This window comes from Rubritalea marina DSM 17716 (assembly GCF_000378105.1).
GTDB lineage: Bacteria > Verrucomicrobiota > Verrucomicrobiia > Verrucomicrobiales > Akkermansiaceae > Rubritalea > Rubritalea marina.
Genome location: NZ_KB899264.1, coordinates 46,852 through 65,474, shown reverse-complemented (window position 1 = coordinate 65,474; position 18,623 = coordinate 46,852). Strand labels below are relative to the sequence as shown.

General features: G+C 53.2%; 21 protein-coding genes. 8 read left to right on the top strand and 13 right to left on the bottom strand.

Annotated elements, in window-relative coordinates; genetic code table 11:
* Both F454_RS15965 and F454_RS16420 read left to right on the top strand, forming a co-directional pair.
* A partial coding sequence (locus tag F454_RS15965) for a transposase (protein WP_018970960.1) occupies positions 1-882 on the top strand: 882 nt, incomplete at its 5' end.
* Between the two features lie 226 nt (positions 883-1,108).
* Positions 1,109-1,297: a hypothetical protein gene (locus F454_RS16420; protein ID WP_156817274.1), complete on the top strand. Its 189-nt coding sequence runs from the start codon at positions 1,109-1,111 to the stop codon at positions 1,295-1,297.
* 274 nt (positions 1,298-1,571) lie between these two features.
* Here F454_RS16420 and F454_RS0112290 read toward each other — a convergent pair whose 3' ends face one another.
* The 7 genes from F454_RS0112290 to F454_RS0112260 all read right to left on the bottom strand — a co-directional run bounded on the left by F454_RS0112290 (position 1,572) and on the right by F454_RS0112260 (position 7,761).
* Positions 1,572-2,027 (bottom strand): hypothetical protein, encoded by a 456-nt coding sequence (locus tag F454_RS0112290; RefSeq protein WP_156817273.1) that lies wholly within the window; start codon positions 2,025-2,027, stop codon positions 1,572-1,574.
* Between the two features lie 230 nt (positions 2,028-2,257).
* On the bottom strand, positions 2,258-2,797 hold the full coding sequence (locus tag F454_RS15960) for a hypothetical protein (protein ID WP_018970957.1): 540 nt from the start codon (positions 2,795-2,797) through the stop codon (positions 2,258-2,260).
* 23 nt (positions 2,798-2,820) lie between these two features.
* Entirely contained in the window at positions 2,821-3,972 is a 1,152-nt protein-coding gene (locus tag F454_RS0112280; protein ID WP_018970956.1) for an ABC transporter permease, read from the bottom strand.
* A gap of 4 nt (positions 3,973-3,976) precedes the next feature.
* Entirely contained in the window at positions 3,977-5,113 is a 1,137-nt protein-coding gene (locus F454_RS0112275; protein WP_018970955.1) for an ABC transporter permease, read from the bottom strand.
* Between the two features lie 4 nt (positions 5,114-5,117).
* Entirely contained in the window at positions 5,118-5,822 is a 705-nt protein-coding gene (locus F454_RS0112270) for an ABC transporter ATP-binding protein (RefSeq protein WP_018970954.1), read from the bottom strand.
* A gap of 3 nt (positions 5,823-5,825) precedes the next feature.
* A complete protein-coding gene (locus F454_RS0112265; protein ID WP_018970953.1) occupies positions 5,826-7,226 on the bottom strand; it encodes an efflux RND transporter periplasmic adaptor subunit in 1,401 nt (466 codons plus the stop codon).
* 124 nt (positions 7,227-7,350) lie between these two features.
* Positions 7,351-7,761, bottom strand: coding sequence for a hypothetical protein (locus tag F454_RS0112260; protein ID WP_018970952.1), 411 nt, complete (start codon positions 7,759-7,761; stop codon positions 7,351-7,353).
* Positions 7,762-7,970: 209 nt separating this feature from the next.
* Here F454_RS0112260 and F454_RS0112255 point away from each other — a divergent pair, with 209 nt between their 5' ends.
* Complete coding sequence (locus F454_RS0112255) at positions 7,971-8,285, top strand: hypothetical protein (RefSeq protein WP_018970951.1); 315 nt, start codon at positions 7,971-7,973, stop codon at positions 8,283-8,285.
* 25 nt (positions 8,286-8,310) lie between these two features.
* Here F454_RS0112255 and F454_RS0112250 read toward each other — a convergent pair whose 3' ends face one another.
* From F454_RS0112250 to F454_RS0112240, 3 genes are all read right to left on the bottom strand, one after another.
* Positions 8,311-8,889 carry a DUF1877 family protein gene (locus tag F454_RS0112250; protein ID WP_018970950.1) on the bottom strand — a complete coding sequence of 193 codons (579 nt, stop codon included), beginning with the start codon at positions 8,887-8,889 and terminating at the stop codon, positions 8,311-8,313.
* A gap of 28 nt (positions 8,890-8,917) precedes the next feature.
* Positions 8,918-9,886: a serine/threonine protein kinase gene (locus F454_RS15160; protein ID WP_018970949.1), complete on the bottom strand. Its 969-nt coding sequence runs from the start codon at positions 9,884-9,886 to the stop codon at positions 8,918-8,920.
* Positions 9,887-10,039: 153 nt separating this feature from the next.
* Positions 10,040-11,728 (bottom strand): serine/threonine protein kinase, encoded by a 1,689-nt coding sequence (locus F454_RS0112240; RefSeq protein WP_026292886.1) that lies wholly within the window; start codon positions 11,726-11,728, stop codon positions 10,040-10,042.
* An 80-nt stretch (positions 11,729-11,808) separates the two neighbouring features.
* Here F454_RS0112240 and F454_RS0112235 point away from each other — a divergent pair, with 80 nt between their 5' ends.
* Positions 11,809-12,216 carry a globin domain-containing protein gene (locus F454_RS0112235; RefSeq protein ID WP_018970948.1) on the top strand — a complete coding sequence of 136 codons (408 nt, stop codon included), beginning with the start codon at positions 11,809-11,811 and terminating at the stop codon, positions 12,214-12,216.
* Between the two features lie 28 nt (positions 12,217-12,244).
* Here F454_RS0112235 and F454_RS0112230 read toward each other — a convergent pair whose 3' ends face one another.
* Together F454_RS0112230 and F454_RS15955 are read right to left on the bottom strand one after the other, a co-directional pair.
* Positions 12,245-12,868: an N-acetylmuramoyl-L-alanine amidase family protein gene (locus F454_RS0112230; protein ID WP_018970947.1), complete on the bottom strand. Its 624-nt coding sequence runs from the start codon at positions 12,866-12,868 to the stop codon at positions 12,245-12,247.
* Positions 12,869-12,992: 124 nt separating this feature from the next.
* Positions 12,993-13,871 carry an alpha/beta hydrolase gene (locus tag F454_RS15955; protein ID WP_018970946.1) on the bottom strand — a complete coding sequence of 293 codons (879 nt, stop codon included), beginning with the start codon at positions 13,869-13,871 and terminating at the stop codon, positions 12,993-12,995.
* Positions 13,872-13,961: 90 nt separating this feature from the next.
* Between F454_RS15955 and F454_RS0112220 the strand changes: the two genes are divergently transcribed.
* The 4 genes from F454_RS0112220 (at position 13,962) to leuD (ending at position 17,626) form a co-directional block, all read left to right on the top strand.
* Positions 13,962-14,837, top strand: coding sequence for a hypothetical protein (locus F454_RS0112220; protein ID WP_156817272.1), 876 nt, complete (start codon positions 13,962-13,964; stop codon positions 14,835-14,837).
* Positions 14,838-14,947: 110 nt separating this feature from the next.
* The gene (locus tag F454_RS15950; protein ID WP_018970944.1) at positions 14,948-15,730 is read left to right on the top strand and encodes a peptidoglycan recognition protein family protein; all 783 of its coding nucleotides are present in this window, start codon (positions 14,948-14,950) and stop codon (positions 15,728-15,730) included.
* 230 nt (positions 15,731-15,960) lie between these two features.
* The gene (locus tag F454_RS15145) at positions 15,961-16,953 is read left to right on the top strand and encodes an alpha/beta hydrolase (RefSeq protein ID WP_205619041.1); all 993 of its coding nucleotides are present in this window, start codon (positions 15,961-15,963) and stop codon (positions 16,951-16,953) included.
* Positions 16,954-17,029: 76 nt separating this feature from the next.
* Entirely contained in the window at positions 17,030-17,626 is a 597-nt protein-coding gene (gene leuD, locus F454_RS0112205; protein ID WP_018970942.1) for a 3-isopropylmalate dehydratase small subunit, read from the top strand.
* 73 nt (positions 17,627-17,699) lie between these two features.
* On the opposite strand, the gene F454_RS15140 is transcribed toward leuD, so the two are convergent.
* A complete protein-coding gene (locus F454_RS15140) occupies positions 17,700-18,515 on the bottom strand; it encodes a ParA family protein (RefSeq protein WP_018970941.1) in 816 nt (271 codons plus the stop codon).
* Positions 18,516-18,623: the final 108 nt, after the last annotated feature.

Here is an 18,623-nt window from a genome sequence, read left to right as displayed (position 1 = left end):
CGCTTGGCCACAGCCCGCGCGATACCCGATGTTGAAAAGCGTGATGCTGCTGTGCGTGCGATAAGAGAACCCTACACCCGCAGGATGTGGAACCTTTCGGAGTTCATGCGCTCGATCAAGCAAGGCTACAGCCGATGGTTCAACAAGGAACAGCGGAAAGAAGGGACCTTGTGGCAAGGGCGCTTTACCAGCGTGCAAGTCCAAGGTGGCTGGCATGCACGCTTTATCGCTGCATATATTGACCTTAATCCTTTACGAGCTGGAATCGTGAAGGAACCGCTGGACTTCAGATGGTGCGGCTACGCTGCAGCTCATGGGAGCTCAAAGGACGCACAAACTGGGTTGCTGGCCTTGATGTTGCACGAGAGTAGCTTTGAGCTCTGCGAGGCGTGGAAGGCGGTCGGCAGGGAGAAGATGCATGAATACTTGGCCAGTTTGAGGCAAGCTGAACACGACAAGAAAGGAAGTCTGAAAGAGGAGAGAAGCTTCGACTTCAGAAGCGAGAGTGCGCGCTATCGTTGCATGCTAGCAGAAGAAGGGGAGGCGGCTGTAGGAGATGCCATTCCTGGTGAGTCACAGTCGGCGCGGAGGAAGCGTAAGCTAGGTTTTGATAGAAAAGAGGTAGAGCAAATCCTCAATGGCGGAGGCAAGTTGAACTGGCGTCAGATGCTGCGCTGCAAGCTACGTTTTGCGGTGGATGGTGTGATCTTTGGTTCTAAAGAATTTGTCGAGGATGGCTTCAGCGCGCTGCAAGATCAATGCGGCGAGGCTTATGCGAATCGCACCCATGGAGCGAAGAAGATGCCGTACACCAAAGAGTCTCGCATCTACGCCCATCGACAGCATTTGAAGGATGCGTGCGAAGTGCGCCCTCACACTTGATGAGGAGACCAAAAATCGTCTCATTTTTAGCTCACTGAGCTCAGTTCAGTCTTGGGTAGAGACGAACAAGCAACTATGCGCGTCGTCTATGTACCGAAAAAATCAAACCGCTCAGCGTGAATAAAATCATTACATTAAGTTCGGGAACAGCAGTGACACCAGAATCCGTAGTCACCACTAACTTTGCATTGCTCAGGCCTACTCCCTGATAGACATTGTCATCGTAATGAAGGCTAAATCCGGTATTGCTCTCCACTCCATTGACCCAATCCGTCACAATGTCGGTAACATCCACGGTGATGTCATTGGTCGGAGCAAGTCCAAGTACATTGTCAATGAGCACCCGAGTGTCATCGGCAACGACAGTTTCCACTACATCGTGCCTGTCCCTATATGCAGTGGGAAGTTTTGGTAATGCTCAAAAAGAATCGACTACTGGAATATTCCGTGCTGAATGGATATAAAATGGAAGAAATCTAGTGAGTAGGTGTTACGCACCGATTTGACATCGCATACATGGTGCCAGGCTCCATACAGAGCACTACATCGTGCCTGTCCCCATATGCGTACGAGCTCTCTATATGCAGCTACATCGTGCCTGTCCCTATATGCACGCTATATGCACGATATGCACAAAAAGAACCCGCCCCATGGGCGATCCTTCTCTCCCAATGAGGTCTCGCCATTGGCTAAGTCTGGATAAACTTCGCACCGGTTTGTGCGCTGAGTGAGACCTTGAGGGTGATTTTCCAGCGTTCCACACGCTTACGGTGTGCTGGGATTTCCTTCTGTGGCACCCAGACTTTTTCGTATTTGGTGACGGGCATTTGTTCGCCGTTGTAGAGTCTCACCGTCGAGGTGTAGGGTTTGCTTTCGTAGTAGCCAACTACGGTTTGCTTGGGCATATCGATGACCATCTCGAGAAGCTCAGCTTCGGAGTCTAGTAGGTAGAATCCTGGGTTCCCTTGCTCCTTCGCCCAGAGCCCCGCCTGGTATTTAGCGCATTGCTGAGCTAGTTGCTTGCTCATCTCGCGATCTGGGGTGAATTCAAAATCCCAATATTTCTCGCCCTCACGCAGGCTTTGCTCGCCCTCAAGTTTCTCCACTCCGCCAAAAGTCATCACCAAAGCATCGTGGGTGCTCACGCCATGCGGCCCGGAACATGAACTAAATATCCATACTGCAGGTAAGAATCTAACAAATAAGGCCTTCAACGTCGAAAGTAGTATCAACTACTCTGCGATTACGCCAGCCATAGTTTGATTTTGGTTGTTAGATTTTGTGGTTTGGGTTTCAGCATCTAGTAAAAAAGCTATCTCATGAGTGAGATAGCTTTTTGGGACGCCACTGAGAGTGGCGGCTCTTGGGTAACATTCTATGGTTTCTGGAGTACGTAGATGCTTTCGGCATTGACGATCATGTTGCTGTCGCTGGAGCCCTCGGCGACGGTGCCGCTGAGGGTGACGTGGCTGAGCTCGGTGAGGTTGTTGACGCCACGCAGCCCTTGCTTGAGTGGGCGGCCCTCGGCATCGACGACTTGGATGGTGACGATGTTGGCATTGACGGTATCGACGTCAGTGCAGCAGACGTCCCATGGAGTTGGGCAGTTGTCATCATGGCCTATGTCGCAAGAGATGAGAACCTCAGGGTCCCCGAGGAGCATGATGGCGCGCTTGTCGACGAGCACGGTTTTGGCACCGAGGACCTTGCCATTGAAGGTGACTTGCTCGCCAGCTTTGGCTTGGCTGCGGAGTGTGTGGATGCTGATGGCGTCAGCGTGGGGCGTGTCTACAAAGTAGGTGCTGAGACTTGATTCGGTGGACTCGCTCGCGGGCTTGCTTTCGGTGCTGGCTGGCTTTTCTGAGCAGGCTACGAGGCTGAGTGCGAGGGCTGAGATGAGGATGTATGGTTTCATGATTTGTGATTTGTGATTTCGGGTTAATCGGAGCGAAGTGCGGTGGGGAGTGTGGGCGCGAGACAGCGGTATGCTGGAGGTAGGGTGCCGAGCGTGCCGAGTAAGATCCCGGTGATCACGCCAGTGGCAAGCACGCTGGGGGTGAGCGTGAGCGTGAAAGTGCCAATCGAGAAAGGCACGCTCTGGCCGTCTAGCAGAAAGTAAGCGAGCACCAAGGCGAGCAGGGTGCCACATAATGTAGCAAGTAGGGATTCTTGGATCAAGGAGACGAAGAGGGCCTTACGGGTGTAGCCGATGGACTGCAATGTGGCCATTTCTTTGACGCGGGCGGCAAAGGCGGCGTAGAGGGTGTTGAGCCCGCCGAAGATAGCCCCGGCGGCGACTAAGGCGGCGGTGACCCAGGTCATGACTTGGATTGGTTTGTAGAAGGTGCCTAGCTTGTCATAGTAGTGGTCTTCGCGGATGGCTGCGAGCTCGAGGTCGTTGCGTTGGAAGGTGAATACCTCGACATCATCAAAATCTGCGGTTGGAGCAAGCCGTATGGTGATTGAGGAGAGGCTGTCGCGTTGGCTTAGTGTGGCGAGGTCATTGCGGTCGAACCAGACTTCACTCTCCAAGACGGTGCCTGGAGCTTCAAAGATGCCGACAATGGTGAATTCGGCATTCTCAAAGTGGAGCGACTGGCCGATGGCTGTCTCGCTGGGGTCGACGCCGAGCTTGCGGTGTGCGAGGTGGCCCACCATGATTTCCCCAGACTGAGGGAAGCGCCCCTCACGCAAGGAGACCGAGCGGTGAACGAGCAGGGCGTTCTCTAGAACGCCGCGCAACAGCGCCTGCTCTTCCACGCCTGAACGGGTGCGCAAGGGTGCTTGGTAGAAGATTTCCCCTGAGATGGAGGGGGCGCCCAGTTGTTCTTGAATCCCGCGGATGGAAGTGGCGGCAATGGCTTCGGCCTCGAGGTGCACCTCAGAGCGTTGGATCGATTCCTCCGAGCCTTTGCCCATGAGGATGACGTTGCGCGGGGATCCTGATGATGAGAGGACTGCGTCCATGCCTTGGTTTAGAGCCACGGCGGCGACGAGTAAGAGCACGACGATGGCTGATCCTCCGACGGTCTGCGCGAGGCGCGCGGGGTCGCGGAAAAGGTTTCTGAGTGCGTATGAGAAGGGTAGCATGAGCTTAGGAACTGAGAGATTGGACCAGTGGTTTTGCGGTGGCTTTCCAGGCTGGGTAGAGTGAGGCGAAGAGGCCAAGGGTGAGGGCGATGAGTAGCCCAGAGAGTACAACTCCAAGACTCGGGGAAATGGCGAGCGTGAGCCCTTCATTGCCGAGGGTGAAGGATTTCATGAAGAAGAATGCGGCTGAGCCGAAGACACCAAGAGCTCCGCCGATGGTGCCTAGCAAAGAACCTTCGCTGAGAACCATGATGCCAATTTGCGTGCGCGAGAACCCCAAGGTCTGGAGGATTGCGGTTTCTTTGACCCGGCCACGTACGATGAGGAGCACGGCATTTGCGACCAAACCGAGCACTGCGATCACGGCTCCAATGCCGAGCCAGCGGGTGAAATTAATGAGCTCAATCATCTGCTTGGCAGTTTCGGCAAAGAAGGCTTTTTCGGGTCGTGTGTTGGTGGGTTGTTGGTCTGAGCTGAAGGTTTCATCGATTGCGGTGGCCACGGCCTCAAGCATGCTGGCATCCTGTACTTTGACATTGAACTGGGTGACGACTCCGAGGCCAACTTTTGAGGCTTGTTGCAGGAAGGGTAGGTGGACGTAGGCGACGTTTTGGTCTTGAGGGGCGTCTGAGGTGATGATGCCAGCGACTTCTACGTTGATCCCTACAGCTTCAAATTTATCGCCAGGTTTGAGCCCGCGACGTTGGGCGAAGTGTGAGCCGACGAGGGCGGCATCAGTACGTGAGAGGAAGGTGTCGTAAGAACCTTCGGTCACGACCAAGTTGGGGTTGTACTTCTGTAGGGTTTCAGGAGGGACCCCGCGGAATGTGATGACGTCAAGAGAGGCTCCGCAATTGTTGACGGTGATCTGGATGGGGATGACCTCACGCACGCCATCGAGTTTGGCAATGGTGGCGGCGTAGTGTTCTGGCAGTCGGGAGGTCATCGGGCAGAAGCGATTTTCGCGGTAGACTACCAAGGTAGTGTCATCGGCATTGCTGTCAGTGGCGTTGGCTAGCGAGTGCTGCATCGTCTGTACCGAGGTATAGAGGAACATGCCGGCGGCCACCCCAAGGATGGTCAAGAGCGAGCGCATTCTGTGGCGCGTCAGGTTTTTCCAAGCGAGTATGAGCATCTGCATGGGATTAGGTAGGCATGTGGTTGAGCAAGTGGCCTGAGGTGACCAGTTGGCCTTTCTCGAGCTGGAGAGCACGGTGTGCAGCAGCGGCGGCTTTGGGGTCGTGGGTGACCATGATGATGGTCTTGTTGTGTTCTTCAGCGAGGGTGCTGAGGAGCTTAAGAATGGCATCTGCTGACTCGCGATCGAGGTCGCCAGTTGGTTCGTCGGCGACGAGCAAGGCGGGGTCATGGACGATAGCGCGGGCAATGGCGACGCGTTGTTCCTGACCTCCTGAGAGCTCAGAGGGGCGGTGGTCGGCGCGATCTGAGAGCCCTACAAGCTCAAGCGCAGCCATGACCTTGGCCTTGCGTTCGGCCTTGGTCCATTTGCCCAAGAGGAGGGGCAGCTCGACATTCTCGTAGGCCGAGAGGATGGGTACCAGATGGTAGAGCTGGAAGATGTAGCCAACGTGCTCGGCACGCCAACGAGTGAGTTGAGCGCGGCTGAGTTTTGCGATGTCTCTGCCGTGGATTCTGATCTCTCCAGCGCTTGGTGAGTCGATGCCTGCAATCAGGTTCAATAAGGTGGTTTTTCCAGAGCCAGAGGGTCCCATCAAGGAGAGGAATTCTCCTTTGGCCACGTCGAGCGAGAGTGAGTCGAGCGGGGTGATGGTTTCTTTATTTTTTTGAAAGCTTTTGGTAGCAGCGTTGATTTGGATGAGTGGTTCCATGGCTTAGAATTGGGTGGTGAATGAGAGTTTGTCGCCGACTGAGAGGTGGCTGTGAGGTGGGAGTACCACCAGTTCGCCAGAGCGCACCCCACTGGTGGCTTGGATGTGGTCGTCGCGCGTCGAGTTGCCTAGGGTGATGTCACGGAGTTCGGCGCGGTGTTTACTTCCTACGATCCAGACTTGAGCGTCATTGATCAATGCCTTGCTTGGAAGGTAGATGGCGAGCTTGGTGCCGGTGTGTGGGGCAGCTGGATTGGTGGTGGATGCGTTGGTCTCAGGTGCGTAGAATTTCGCTCGCACCAGCATATCTGGGCGAAGGCGGATGTCTGGGTTGTGGATGGCGACTTTGACTTGTAGGGTGTTGCGCTGGAGGTCGGCCTGGCCATTGATGCGTGTGACTGACCCGCGGAAGGTGGTGTTCGGGAGGAAGTCGCTGACGAGCTCGACGGCTTGCCCAATCTGAAGTCCTGCTGCCTCGTTGAGCGGGACATCGATGCGGGCTTGGAGCTTCTGGGGGTCGTAAAGTTCCACCAATACCGCGGACTTGGGGTCATCCATGTTGAGCATCCGTTTTTTACCAGGCACGGCATGCAAGTGGAGGACGACGCCGTCGATCGGGGCGGTGATGATGGTGCGGTCTAGCGCGAGTTGGGCTTGGCTGACCTTTGTCTGGAGCTCATCAAGTTTGGCTTCCATCGATTCACGCTCCGCATCCAGCTGCTTGATCTTGCCCTCGAGTTCTGGGACTTGTGCTTCAGCTTGGGCGACGAGTGCCATGTGGCGAGTGACTGCGAAGCGGGTTTTGACGATGGTTTGCACGGAGACGGCGTCGCCGCCGAGTTCTTCAACTCGCTTGAGGTTGTCTTTTTCCAGGTCTAGCATGGCTTGCTGCGCTGCGATATTTTTCCTCGCGGCATCGATCTGTGCGTTGAGGATTGGAATGCCTTCGCAATGTGCGCTGATGTTGCGTTTGTGGCTGACGAGTTGTTGCCTTGCAGCATTGAGTGCTAGAGTTTGGTCGTCGTTGATGAGTCGTGCGATTTCCTGCCCTTTTTTTACGATGTCTCCCTCCAGTGCTTCGATAGATTCTACCACTCCATTGATGAGGGTGGGGACATAGGTGATGTATGGGTCGGGTTCGATCCAGCCGGATGCTTGAAAGAGCATTTGGTCGCTCGCGGTGCTAACCGGAAGGGAGGCGTCATCGCTACGCAAGGTGATGGCTTGAGATACCTGAACCTGTTGTGCAGGGATCAAACGTTCGCCAAAAAGAATGGCTAGGATGAGCACAAAGCCTACGAGAAGCCCACAAGGAAGGAGCCAGGCGAGCGAGCGTCTTGGTTTGTTGTGTTGAGATTGTGTTGCGCTATGGCTAGCTGCAGTGGTGAGAATATCTAAAGACATGGACTGATGGATTGAGTGGGGAAAAAACGGGGCCTATGGCTCCATAAAATAGGATTGCGGGTGGTCAAAGGGACCAGCAATTCAGGCCAAAGCTGAAACTAGCAGCTTGGCGAAACTCAATAGATCAAATCAAAAAGACGGCTACCATCTTGTGGAGTGGCAGCGGTGGCGGCGATGCTGGGCTGCCGCGACTTGGGTTTTCCATCACTCTGAAGTGAAGTTGCTGGGGGCGCAAGAAAGGTGCTGTGCCGGATGTGGACTGAAAATCTGAGTGGTAGACTGTTTCTACTTTGTCGTAGAGGTAGATGTGCGAGATGTCACCAATATCAAAATCGATGGTGGTTGCGCATTGTTCAGGCGGGCAAGGTTTGGGATCTACAGATGCTAGATCAGCCTGCGCTTGTCCGTTGTGACAGCAATCGGGCTCAGCGGGTGGGAGCTCCACGACTTCGCAGGCGCAATGGCCGATGCTGAAGCTCTTCAAGCACGCACAGAAGTTGAGCACAGGATGCTCCATCGCCATGACCAAGGTCATGAGACAAAGTAAAAAAGTTCCTGTGATTTTGCTTAGCATGCGTCAATAGGAGGGCGGAGAGCTGAGATTATTCCCAGCAGCGATTCTATTTATACCATTTGATCTCAAACTAACAAGCGATGATGTCTCATAATCGCAGACGGGGCTTCTCTCGTGTTTTAGAATCTCATGCTTTACATGAGATGATTTACTCTCTAGGTTGAGCGGACATGGTTGAGTCTTTCGATATCGAACAAATGCTTGAGAATAAGCGTGCAGGATTGGAGCGCATGAAGGCGCGCCAGCAGCGTGTGCATTCGCGACTTGCTGAGTTTGTCGAGTCGCATCCTGGAGTGATTGAGAGCGGGCTTTCCAAGGTGCGTGATCAACTCAAGCGCCCATTTTGTGCCGCCCGTGGCGTCTATTTGGAGTGGGAAAAGATTCTAAAGAATGGATCTGTGGCGGAGGTGGCTGCCTTGCTGCGAGACACGTCCCCAGACACGGAGCAGCTGCGTGCTTGTGCTCCTTTTAGCCTTTGCCAGTAGTCACTGCGCTGCGTTGATGCGTGACTTATCCTTGCTCGTGATGAGCGATTAAAATGTATGCCTCTTGGTTTGCTGCATTTTCAAAAAAGCGACAGAACCCGTCATAAATCTGCCAGAGCGGAGCGGTGATCATTTCTTGTTCGCTCCAATCTGAGCCATGCGGTGGCACGATGGCATGATTGATTCCTGCGACGTCGACCTTAGCTTGGAGTGCTTCTACGGCAATTTCTTGGAGGCTTTCGTGAATCTCGATGACTTGGTGGGGGAAGAGCACGCGGATGCTTTCGCCGGCGTGGGAGACGGGGATGGCGCGACTGCGTTTGAGAATGGAGCTGAGTAGTGTGTGGTCGCCACTGAGGAGTTGCACGCAGTGGAGGAGGAGTGGCAGTTGGTCCTCCAGGGAGAAGACCTGTCCCTCGCCGCTCCAGCGTTCATTGAGTAGCTGAAAGAGTGCTTCTGGGTCGGCTTGCTCTGCATTGGATGCTACCTGAATGAGGGCACTTGAGTCGAAGCCAAGCTCGGTGACGAGCGCGAGGACAAGTTCTTCATCGTGGATTAAAGAATCAATGTCGTCGCTTACGACGCGGGTGAAGCTAAGGTTCATGGCGGCAGCAATAACAGGTGAGCCGGAATTAGCCAATGAAGATCATGATGGTCGCGAAGAGCGCGATTGAGGCAATGATCAATGTCAGGTAGAAGGCGAGCTGACCCATGAATTTTGATTTTTCGGAGGGCATGACATGCGGCTGCGTGTCGAGTTGCACTGTTCGCTCGGCTTTCATGTTCTCGTACTTCTCTTCCTCGAGTTGTTTCACCAATTGCTCGATCTCTTCAGCCATTGTGAAAGCTGAGTTGTAGCGAAGGTGGGGCTTGGGGTCGATTGCCTTTTCGATGATGGGGTCGAAGTCTGGGTGGGAATCGCTGATTTCAGATGCTGGGATGTATGGTGTGCTTGGGCGCTCACCAGTGAGGAGTTCGTAGAGCATGACTCCGGTAGAGAAGATGTCTGCGCGCAGATCGACCGAATCCGGTGAAGCCGTGATTTCAGGTGCCGCGTAGCCTTTGGTGCCGAAAATCATGCTGGCGGCGCCCTCATTGCCGAGTGAGTGCGCGAGTCCGAAGTCGACGATTTTCGGCTCAGCGTGGGCATTGATGAGGATATTAGCGGGCTTGATATCGCGGTGGATCAGACCTTGCTTGTGCGCGTGGTGTAGGCCACGGCAGATAGAACTAATGAGCCTTCCCGCTTCATGCATGCGCACGCGTTTGCCTTTTGCTGAGGCGTAAAGTGACTTGCCGGCGACGAATTCCATCACGATGTAGAACATCCCGCTCATGTTGCCGAAGCTGTAGACTTTAACCAGGTTGGGATGATTGAGCTTGGCCATGATCTTGGCCTCGCGTGCAAAGGAATCACTGAACTCAGGCTTGAGGCCTAGCTCGTACGGTAGAATCTTGATGGCCACTGGGCGATCAAGCATGACCTCCGTGGCTTTGAATACAGCACCCATGCCGCCCTGAGCAATAAAATCGGTGACTTTATACTCTGGAAAATAGGGGTCCAACTCTGCCGGAGTTGGCGCTTGGTAACCGGTCGGCATCTTCGCTCTATAGGGGTTAGGCTTTCTTCATCTGGGGTGATTAAAGAAAACTTAACTAATAAGCTATGTCTTGCCAACTCGCAATATGGCATGAACCACCGGGCAAGGTGATCTTGTACGGTGTTCTGTTGGGCTTTTTGTCTTCGTGAGTGACTAAAACATAGTGGCAAACGAGCGTGGGCTCTCCCCGGCGCGTTTGAGGATGCGCGAGGCATCTTTTTCTTCAACACGTTGCTTCGTGGTGCGAAAACCTTTGCGTAAGGTGGTGACATGCTTGATGAAGTGCTTGCGTATCACGTCGATTTCTTCCTCGTAGCCGGCAGTGATTTTACCTTGCTTGTCGATACTGCTATTGACGAGAGTGTTGATTTTTTCGTTGTCTGACACGTCACTGGAAAACCTGTCGATTTTGAAGGTGATGGGGTCGATGCTATCTTTGATGACCTCGATGTTGTTGGCTTCGCTTTGTTGGTCTTCTTCACTGAGTTTGTCTGCAAGGATTTCTAGGTCCCAGAGCATGTTGTCACTCACTGCTTCCATCTGTTCGTAGTACTTGTTGTTCTTTGCTGTCACGAGCTCTTCCGCTTTGGCTCGCAGCTTAGAGTACTCGGGCGACTGGTCGATATCCAATGGTGGGAGTGGGCTGAGCGGCGGCTCCTGCCCTTTTTGAGTCTTCTTTTTTGAGGTCTTTTTGAGGCGCTCGTAGCGTGCGCGCTCATCGGCTACGATTTTCTTTGTTTCCTCGTTGATTTCATTGATTTTCTCAATGGTTTCGTCCTGCTTGGCTTCCACATCGGTGATGCGATCTTCCTTAGATTTTTTGAGTTCGATGGCGCCATAAATCCCGCCTAGGAGTACCAATATGATGGCGAATCTGGCGAAGCCAAGGCCGCTTTTTTTGCTGGGTGCTTGGGCTTGTACGCTGGTCGCAGGTGCATCCGCTGAGGGGGTCTGTAGCGGGAGTGCCACGGGGGCCTCGGTGACTGGGACTTGGAGCTTTTGAGCGATGGCGTACTGTGGGTCTTGAACGGCTACGAGGACGGCGTCGATCGCCTGAGCGAATTCGCCTGCTGTCTGGTATCGTACTGCTGGGTCTGGGTGGATGCTTTTCTGAATGATGGCATCGACGCTAGCTGGTGGTCGACTGATCGGGTCGATCACTTGGTACGGTTCTTGTGGCAGTGTCGCAGTGATCAGTTCGTATAGAAGCACGCCTACCGAGAAGACGTCAGCGGCTGGGCCCACTGATTGTGGACTCGCCACGACTTCGGGTGCGGTGTATCCGGGGGTGCCAAAAATGACGCCGCTCTCGACGTCTGATGATGGACGAGCGAGGCCGAAATCGCCGATTTTTGGTTCACCATACTGGTTGTAGAAAATGTTCGCTGGTTTGATGTCGCGGTGGAGGATGCCAGCTTGGTGGGCATTCTCGAGTCCTCGGCAGATGCTTGCAGTCACTCGGAGTGCGCCAGTGAGCTCGACGCGATAGCCGTGATGCGCTGCAAATAAGGTTTGGCCATTGACGAATTCCATGGCGATGAAGAGCATGCCGTCGATGTCGCCAAAGTCGTATACGCCGATCAGGTTCGGGTGGTTGAGGCGTGCCATTAGCTTGGCCTCTTTTTCGAAGGAATCTCGGAATTCTGGCTGAGCACTTAGCTCGCGTGGGAGCACTTTGATCGCTACTGGGCGGTCCAAAGAAATCTGAGTGCCTTGGTAGACGGCACCCATGCCGCCAGTCGCCAGAAGCGTGTCCACTCGGTAGTTCGCGAGGTACGCATCGATTTCTTCAGGCAGAGGGGCTTGGAATTCAGTGGTAGGCTGGTGTTGATCGTGAGACATATGAATCTATAGTGATTGAGACTAGATGACTGCGGGCGCAGCATAGTTTGAAATTCCAATGAAAGAAAAGCGAATAGGTGATGGATGAGAAATTAATTTTTGAAAAGATTGGGTCACATGGGGTACGTGCCATGGTGGCAGAGTTTTACCGTTTGGTTCCCGATGACTCGATTTTGGGGCCAATGTACCCAAAAGATGATATGCAAGGAGCTGAAGATCGGCTATTTCACTTCATGATGTTCAGGTTGGGCGGGGATCAGACCTATATTGAACAACGTGGGCACCCACGTTTGAGAGCAAGGCATATGCCATTTTCGATCGGTGAGAAAGAACGCGACCGTTGGGTGGAGCTGATGCACAAGGCCATGGTGGCTGCCGAGATTCCTGAAGATGTGATTGAAGCCTTGAATGCCTTTTTTTTCCAAGTGGCTGACTTTATGCGCAATCAAGCAGAAGGCTCAGGGATCGATTTCAACCCCAGAGCATGATGCTGAGGGCTTCAAGGAAGTTGGGTGCCTAACGTAGGCGGCCTGCGCGACGCGCGGCTTGGTAGCGATCGATGCCGGCCACCATGCCTTCGGCGATGCGCTGGCGGTAGTAGCCTTTACGGCAATGGCGCCTTTCTCTGGAATTTGAGAGGAAGCCGCCTTCGAAGAGGATGGAAGGGTTTCGCACGTTACGAATCACGTAGTAGCGCGCGAATTTAACCTTGCGATCGTAGGCGCGTGTCTTGCTAAGAACGGCACTGTGGACGTACTGTGCTAGCGGTTTTGATCGCTTGGAATAGTAAAAGGTTTCCACACCAGCTGCGCCTTTGCGGTAGGTGTAGTTGTAGTGGATCGATATGAAGATTGAGTTGCGGTAGCGATTGCCGATGGAAGCGCGCTTTTGCAGGGAGAGGAAGACATCTGATTTGCGCGTCATGCGCGTTCTGTAACCCTTTTTCTTGAGCATGTATTCGAGGCGCATTGCTGTATCTAGGGCGAGATGCTTCTCGTAGACTTTCTTGTAGTTGCCTCCGACATCTTTACCGCCATGGCCAGCATCGATCACAATCGTGCTGAAGGGACCAGCCAATGCCGCGGAGCTCAAGCACCAAAAGGAGGCGAGCAAGGTTACTATGAGGCGAAGTGGTGGCATGGTGAAGGGAATGAAAGCTGACCACTATCTGAGCAGTCTGAAGTGCAAAATTCTGTTGATCTATCAAGTCGCACACCGATTGCTAGATGTCAAGGTGCTACTAGATGTATTGCGGCGTGGTGTGTTAGCTGCGAGGTTGGGTTCTGTAGGTTTGAGGCTCGAGCTCTGAGGGGTTTGATGTTTGTTCGAGAAAGTGGTGGTAGTGTAGGAATGCTTCGGCAGCCTCTAGGGTGCTAATGAAGTAGTGTTGGTTGACGTTGAAGTTGAAGAATGAATGCGTTGCTCTGCTATAGGGAACGAATCGTATGTCATTTTTCTTTCGGCTGAGTCGTGAGCAAAACCGTTCGACCTGTTGGATCGGGATGAATGGATCTTCTTGGCCGTGGAAGAAAATCATCGGAGGTGATTTACGGCGCACGTTTTTGGTAGGGCTGGTGAGGCGTGCTTCGCGAGCACTTGTAAAGAGCTCCATGCCGTTGCCGTGCTTGGTGGTGTCGATCAATGCGCTCCAGAGGATGAGTGCGTTAGGTTTTGAAGTGTGGCTTTCGTCGTGGATCACTCGCTTGTGTAGGGCTGCGCAGAGTGCCAGGTGTGCGCCGGATCCGGAGCCAGCAGCTACGATTTTTTCTGGGTTGATGCCTAGCTTGTGGTGGTTTTGGCGCATCCAGAGGATGGCGTTCTGAGCGTCTTCCACGGCATCGATAGGGTTGGAGTCGTGCTGTGAGGAGGTGCGGTACTCAGCGACGATGGCGATCATTCCGAGTGAGGCAAAATTGATGGCTTGGGGTGCAAATTGGGTGACCATCGACTGGTCCCAATTTCCTCCGTGGAAGAAGATGATGGCGGAGCGGCGTTGGTCTTCAACGTGGTTTTTTGGCTCGAAGATGTGGAGATAGAGTGGCCCTTCAGGCGTTTGAGTGTATTCCTTCTTGGTTGCTTTTTGGAGCAATTCTTCGTCGCGAATCACTGCGATTGGTGGTGTGGCTGCGTTCGAAGCTTCCATGATTCTTAGGATCAGTGAGGAATTAGTTTTACCTCTAGGTAAATACATTGTGCAATGTAGCGCATGTTCATAAAGCGAATTTTTTCCATCGTGCTAACATCATGTTTACTGGGTGTTGGGGGGGTGTCAGCTGAGGAAGCTCTCAACTCGCCCAAGGTGAAGGTGTTGGAGGATGTTTACACTGCGTGGAGTAAGGCCGTGCGCCAGCGCGATGCGCAAACATGGACGCAGACCACGGCAAAAAATCGCAAGCTCAGCATGCGGAATCGGATTTATTCGGAGCGTCGCGAGTACCCTCAATCGGTATTTGATCTGCCGACTGCGCCGCCATTGGTGGGGAATTTGAAGTTGCTGCGTGCTCATGTGTTAGGGCCAACTGCGGCACTAAGTTATTTTGGGAAAGTGGATTTTGGGATCAAAGGTGAGATTGCCGACAACTTGTTATTGTTACATTTTGTCAACGAAGGTGGGCAGTGGAAGTATGACCGTGCCGACTTTATCAATCTCATGTCGCTTCCCGATGTGCGCAAGCAGTTGCAGCAGGGCAACTATGCCTATGTGGAGTCAGATGATTTCAAAGCTTCAGGAAGATTACCACAGATGCCGATTGCTGTTGGCCCTGCCGCGTTTATTGCCAAGGTTTACGTGTTTTGCCCAGGCCGTGAGGTGAAGGTGAAGGTGAATAAGATTTCTGACCATCGCTTTCAAGATACTCGGGCTGCTGAGATTGTGATAGGCGGCGGGATTGACGGGCTCAATGAGGTTCAATTCGCAACCAAGAGCTTGGAGGGGAGTACGGGGAAAGAAGCGATGTGTGTGCGCGTCTATTTGATGTCTTATGCAGAAGGTACCAAGCCTATCAAGGCATACGAGTACTTGGTGAATGAGGGTGAGGAAGTGCAGCCGTTTGGCTCCGGGAACTTTATGATCGGGCCAGAGACGAAGAAGATTATTTTCGGGAAGTGAGGGTGCGCTTCTCGACTTGAGAGTGGCTAGGTCTCAGTTTAGGTCGCCTGAGAGTGGTTGTAAGTAATTGATACTCGTGGATTGGCCAGAATTGTGCTATTTGAAAGAATATGAATTTTCTCCGTGGTGTGTTTCTATGTCTGTTGGCTGGCTTGACTCCGCTGGCATTGGTTTCCTGCAGTGGTGGTGGGACGAGTGCTTCGCTAGCATCGGGTTCTGACGCGATGACGGTGGCCTATACCAACCCACTGAATAGCCCATTGGGCTATGGGTCTCCATCATATCGCGTGAGCCCTCAGCAGATGTACCGTCAGGCTCGCGTGGAGAAGGATTTTATTCGTTTGGGTACTCATTCTCGCAAGGATCCTCATTCGATGAGGCCGCGCTATATTACGATTCATAGCACCCAAAACTATTCTCCCAGTGCCGATGCGCGTCGGCATGCCTTGGCGCTCAAGAATGGTAAAATCCGAGCCCGCAAACGTGCTGGCGTGAATCGCACGGGCCACCTTTACTGGCATTATTCTGTGGATCAAGATATTTGCGTGCAGCATATCCCGGATACCGAGCAAGGTGAGCACGCCGATTTTGAGGGACCTGGAAATCACTATTCGATTGGGATTGAGATGTGTGAGAACCGGGGGAATAGCCGAGCTAAAACCGTCGACCGCACGGCAAAGCTGACGGCCTACCTGATGTGGAAGTATGACATTCCGGTGCAACACGTGGTGCCACATTACCATTGGCCACGGCATGGCCTCTCCAAGCCTCACAAGAATTGTCCGCATTACTTGCTTGATGGCGGCAAACCAGGCGCGAAGTGGAAGTGGTTCCAAGACAAAGTCTCCACATACCACCGGAGTATCGCTGGGCCGCAGGCGCCCGTGTTGTGATCCGTCATTGACATCGAGAGGAAATTCAACGATGGCTGTCTTTGCCAAACCGCAGGGCGCTTCACATTGGTGAAGTGCATTGTACCCGAGCCTCCAAAGTTCTCCCTTTGGAGGCTCAACTTTTTTTGGGGTTCATGCGGCTCCTAAGAAATATGATGAGGAGGAGTTGAAAGTATAGGCTAACAATGTCGTATCTAGGGGGTAAGATGATTCCATCCCAGACACAACCGATGTTACAATACCAAATGAAATCCCGAGTGAAGGTCGCGGCAGTCCGCGCAGAAAATTCGTCTAACTTGATTGCCTCCCTACTTCTAGCAGTTGCGCTATTATTGATGTGCTTCGTCACGCAATCATCAGCCAAAGAGATGTTCACTGGAGCGGATATTGGCAATGGTGAGTACAGCCTGAAGCCGGACGCTACGCAGGTATACAAAACGGTGATGCATGAAGGTAAGCCAGTCGAACTCCGGATTCAGACATTCTACCCGAAAGGGCATCAGCCGAGTGACAAGCGGGCGGCCGCGGTATTTTACCATGGTGGGGGCTGGCACAGCGGGACGCCGGATCAGTTCTACCCACAGTGCCGACACCTCGCACTCCGAGGTATGGTGACTTTCTCTGTTGAGTACCGCACGATCAAGCGCTTCAAAAATAGCCCCAAGGAGTGTGTGAAGGATGGTATTTCAGCGATGCGTTGGTTGCGCAAGAATGCGGCACAATTTGGTGTTGATCCAGAGCGCATGGCTGCTGGTGGGGGTTCTGCAGGTGGGCACATTGCATCGGCTGTGGCATTTTGCGACGCCTTTCAAGAGGATGGTGAAGACCAAAGTGTGAGCCCAGTGCCAAACGCGCTATTGTTGTATAATCCCGTGTTTGACAACGGTCCTGGTGGCTTTGCTCATGGGATGGTGAAAGACTATTGGGAGGATATTTCACCAGCACACAATATTGGCGAGAATCCACCACCTACCATCATTATCTCAGGATCTAAGGACGCGCTTTTGCCAGTTTCGATTCTCGAGCGCTACACTGCCAAGATGAAAGAGTTTGGTGGGCGTTGTGAGCTGAAGGTCTACCAGGACCGTGAACATGGGTTCTTCAACATTTGGCTCAGCAGAGATGACCTTGTGCGCACGACGTTGGATGTCGATGCATTCTTGGTTTCTTTGGGTTACCTCGAGGGACCAGCATTGCTGGAGAAACCGGTGGAGAAAAAGTAAGTTTTCTAGAGCAAATCCACTGGGTGTGATCAGGTCTTGATTTTCTGGCAGAACTGCCCAATGTTCGCAGCACGTTATGGCTATCGAATCAATCAAACAAGTGGCTGGTACAGCTGTGCCGGTACCCGGTGCGGATGTGGATACAGATCGTATTATCCCAGCGCGTTTCCTCAAGTGTGTGACATTCGACGACCTCGCCGAGGGGATGTTTTACGATGAGCGCTTCGAACAAGATGGAAGCGGTAAAAACCACCCGATTGATCAGTCTGAGTACCAAGGTGCTAGCGTCATGGTGGTGGGGCCTAATTTCGGCTGCGGATCATCTCGTGAGCATGCACCACAATCGATCCGACGCTTTGGGTTTCGCGCGATCGTTGGGGTGTCATTCGCAGAAATTTTCTTTGGCAACTCGGTAAACCTTGGGATGCCTTGTGTTTCTCTGAGCCTGAAAGACAACGAGAAGCTGATGGGTTTGGTTGCTGAGTCTCCGCGCACGGAAGTGAAGGTCGACCTCGAAGCAAAGACCGTATCATTTGCCAATGAGGTGTTCGCAATGGACATGCCTGATGGAGCCCGCGAAGCATTGGTGCAAGGTAAGTGGGACACCATTGGTGAGCTTGCTAGCAACGAGACTGCGATCGAAGCAACTGCTGCCAAGCTCAGCTACGTCTGAGCTTTTTCCCGATAAGAATGACTTTCAAACCCAGGTGAAGGCCTGGGTTTTTTGTTGTAAGCCTGAGGGCTCGTTAGGACTTGAGCTTGTTTTTCTTCTTCGCCTTTGGTGAGCGCTTTTTGACGCCTCGGCGTTGGAGGAACTCTTTAGCGGCGGTGCGGTAGGCGAGGGCGCCGATGCCATTGGGATCGTGCTCGAAGATCGTCTTGCCGTGCGATGGTGCCTCGCCGATACGGATGGTGCGTGGGATGACGCTTTTGTAGAGTTGCTCAGGAAAGTAGTTTGAGACTTCCTCGACGACTTGGCGTGAGAGGTTGGTACGGCCGTCGAACATGGTCATGAGGATGCCTTCGATGGTGAGATCTGGGGCGGCGTGGGACTCTCGGATTTGCTGGATCACATGCACAATCTTAGCCAGTCCTTCGAGCCCGAACCATTCGCATTGGAGCGGGATGACGACTTCATCGGCTGAGGCAAGTGACGCGGTCATGAGCACGCCGAGAGATGGCGGTGTGTCGAGGATGCAAAAGTCGAAGAGGTCAGCTTGTTTCACGGGATCGAGCAAGGAACGAAGTCTCGTGAGATGGTCGTCGCTACGCGCTAATTCGATTTCAACTCCAGCGAGGTCCATGCCGGATGGTACCAGTGAGAGATTGTTGATATGGGTTTCCACAATTTTCTCTGCGAGTGTCGCCTCGCCGAGGAGGGGGTAATACATTGAGCCTTCGCTGTTGGGTTCGATGCCGATGCCGGAGGTGGCATTGGCTTGTGGGTCGAGGTCGAGCATGAGAACGCGCTGGCCGAGATCGGCGAGGGCTGCAGAAAGCGAGATCGCGGTGGTGGTTTTTCCGACTCCTCCTTTTTGGTTGGCGATAGCGACGACTTTCATGGTGGTGCTCTTAGGCGCGTTGGTGATTGTAGTTAGGTTGGAAAGTGGATACTAAGCATTGAAGCTAGCGGCTAGACCTTGCATAAAAATTGCCAACCTAGAAAGCGA

Excerpts from the sequence above, each read along its gene's own strand:
- F454_RS15955 (WP_018970946.1), bottom strand. The coding sequence starts at position 13,871 with ATGGAAGCTTCGAACGCAGCCACACCACCAATCGCAGTGATTCGCGAC.
- F454_RS15960 (WP_018970957.1), bottom strand. The coding sequence starts at position 2,797 with ATGAAACCATACATCCTCATCTCAGCCCTCGCACTCAGCCTCGTAGCC.
- F454_RS15140 (WP_018970941.1), bottom strand. The coding sequence starts at position 18,515 with ATGAAAGTCGTCGCTATCGCCAACCAAAAAGGAGGAGTCGGAAAAACC.
- F454_RS15145 (WP_205619041.1), top strand. The coding sequence starts at position 15,961 with ATGTTACAATACCAAATGAAATCCCGAGTGAAGGTCGCGGCAGTCCGC.
- leuD (WP_018970942.1), top strand. The coding sequence starts at position 17,030 with ATGGCTATCGAATCAATCAAACAAGTGGCTGGTACAGCTGTGCCGGTA.
- F454_RS0112235 (WP_018970948.1), top strand. The coding sequence starts at position 11,809 with ATGGATGAGAAATTAATTTTTGAAAAGATTGGGTCACATGGGGTACGT.
- F454_RS0112260 (WP_018970952.1), bottom strand. The coding sequence starts at position 7,761 with ATGACCTTGGTCATGGCGATGGAGCATCCTGTGCTCAACTTCTGTGCG.
- F454_RS0112275 (WP_018970955.1), bottom strand. The coding sequence starts at position 5,113 with ATGCAGATGCTCATACTCGCTTGGAAAAACCTGACGCGCCACAGAATG.
- F454_RS0112270 (WP_018970954.1), bottom strand. The coding sequence starts at position 5,822 with ATGGAACCACTCATCCAAATCAACGCTGCTACCAAAAGCTTTCAAAAA.
- F454_RS16420 (WP_156817274.1), top strand. The coding sequence starts at position 1,109 with ATGAAGGCTAAATCCGGTATTGCTCTCCACTCCATTGACCCAATCCGT.
- F454_RS0112230 (WP_018970947.1), bottom strand. The coding sequence starts at position 12,868 with ATGCCACCACTTCGCCTCATAGTAACCTTGCTCGCCTCCTTTTGGTGC.
- F454_RS0112240 (WP_026292886.1), bottom strand. The coding sequence starts at position 11,728 with ATGTCTCACGATCAACACCAGCCTACCACTGAATTCCAAGCCCCTCTG.
- F454_RS0112255 (WP_018970951.1), top strand. The coding sequence starts at position 7,971 with ATGGTTGAGTCTTTCGATATCGAACAAATGCTTGAGAATAAGCGTGCA.
- F454_RS15950 (WP_018970944.1), top strand. The coding sequence starts at position 14,948 with ATGAATTTTCTCCGTGGTGTGTTTCTATGTCTGTTGGCTGGCTTGACT.
- F454_RS0112250 (WP_018970950.1), bottom strand. The coding sequence starts at position 8,889 with ATGAACCTTAGCTTCACCCGCGTCGTAAGCGACGACATTGATTCTTTA.
- F454_RS0112265 (WP_018970953.1), bottom strand. The coding sequence starts at position 7,226 with ATGTCTTTAGATATTCTCACCACTGCAGCTAGCCATAGCGCAACACAA.
- F454_RS15160 (WP_018970949.1), bottom strand. The coding sequence starts at position 9,886 with ATGCCGACCGGTTACCAAGCGCCAACTCCGGCAGAGTTGGACCCCTAT.
- F454_RS0112280 (WP_018970956.1), bottom strand. The coding sequence starts at position 3,972 with ATGCTACCCTTCTCATACGCACTCAGAAACCTTTTCCGCGACCCCGCG.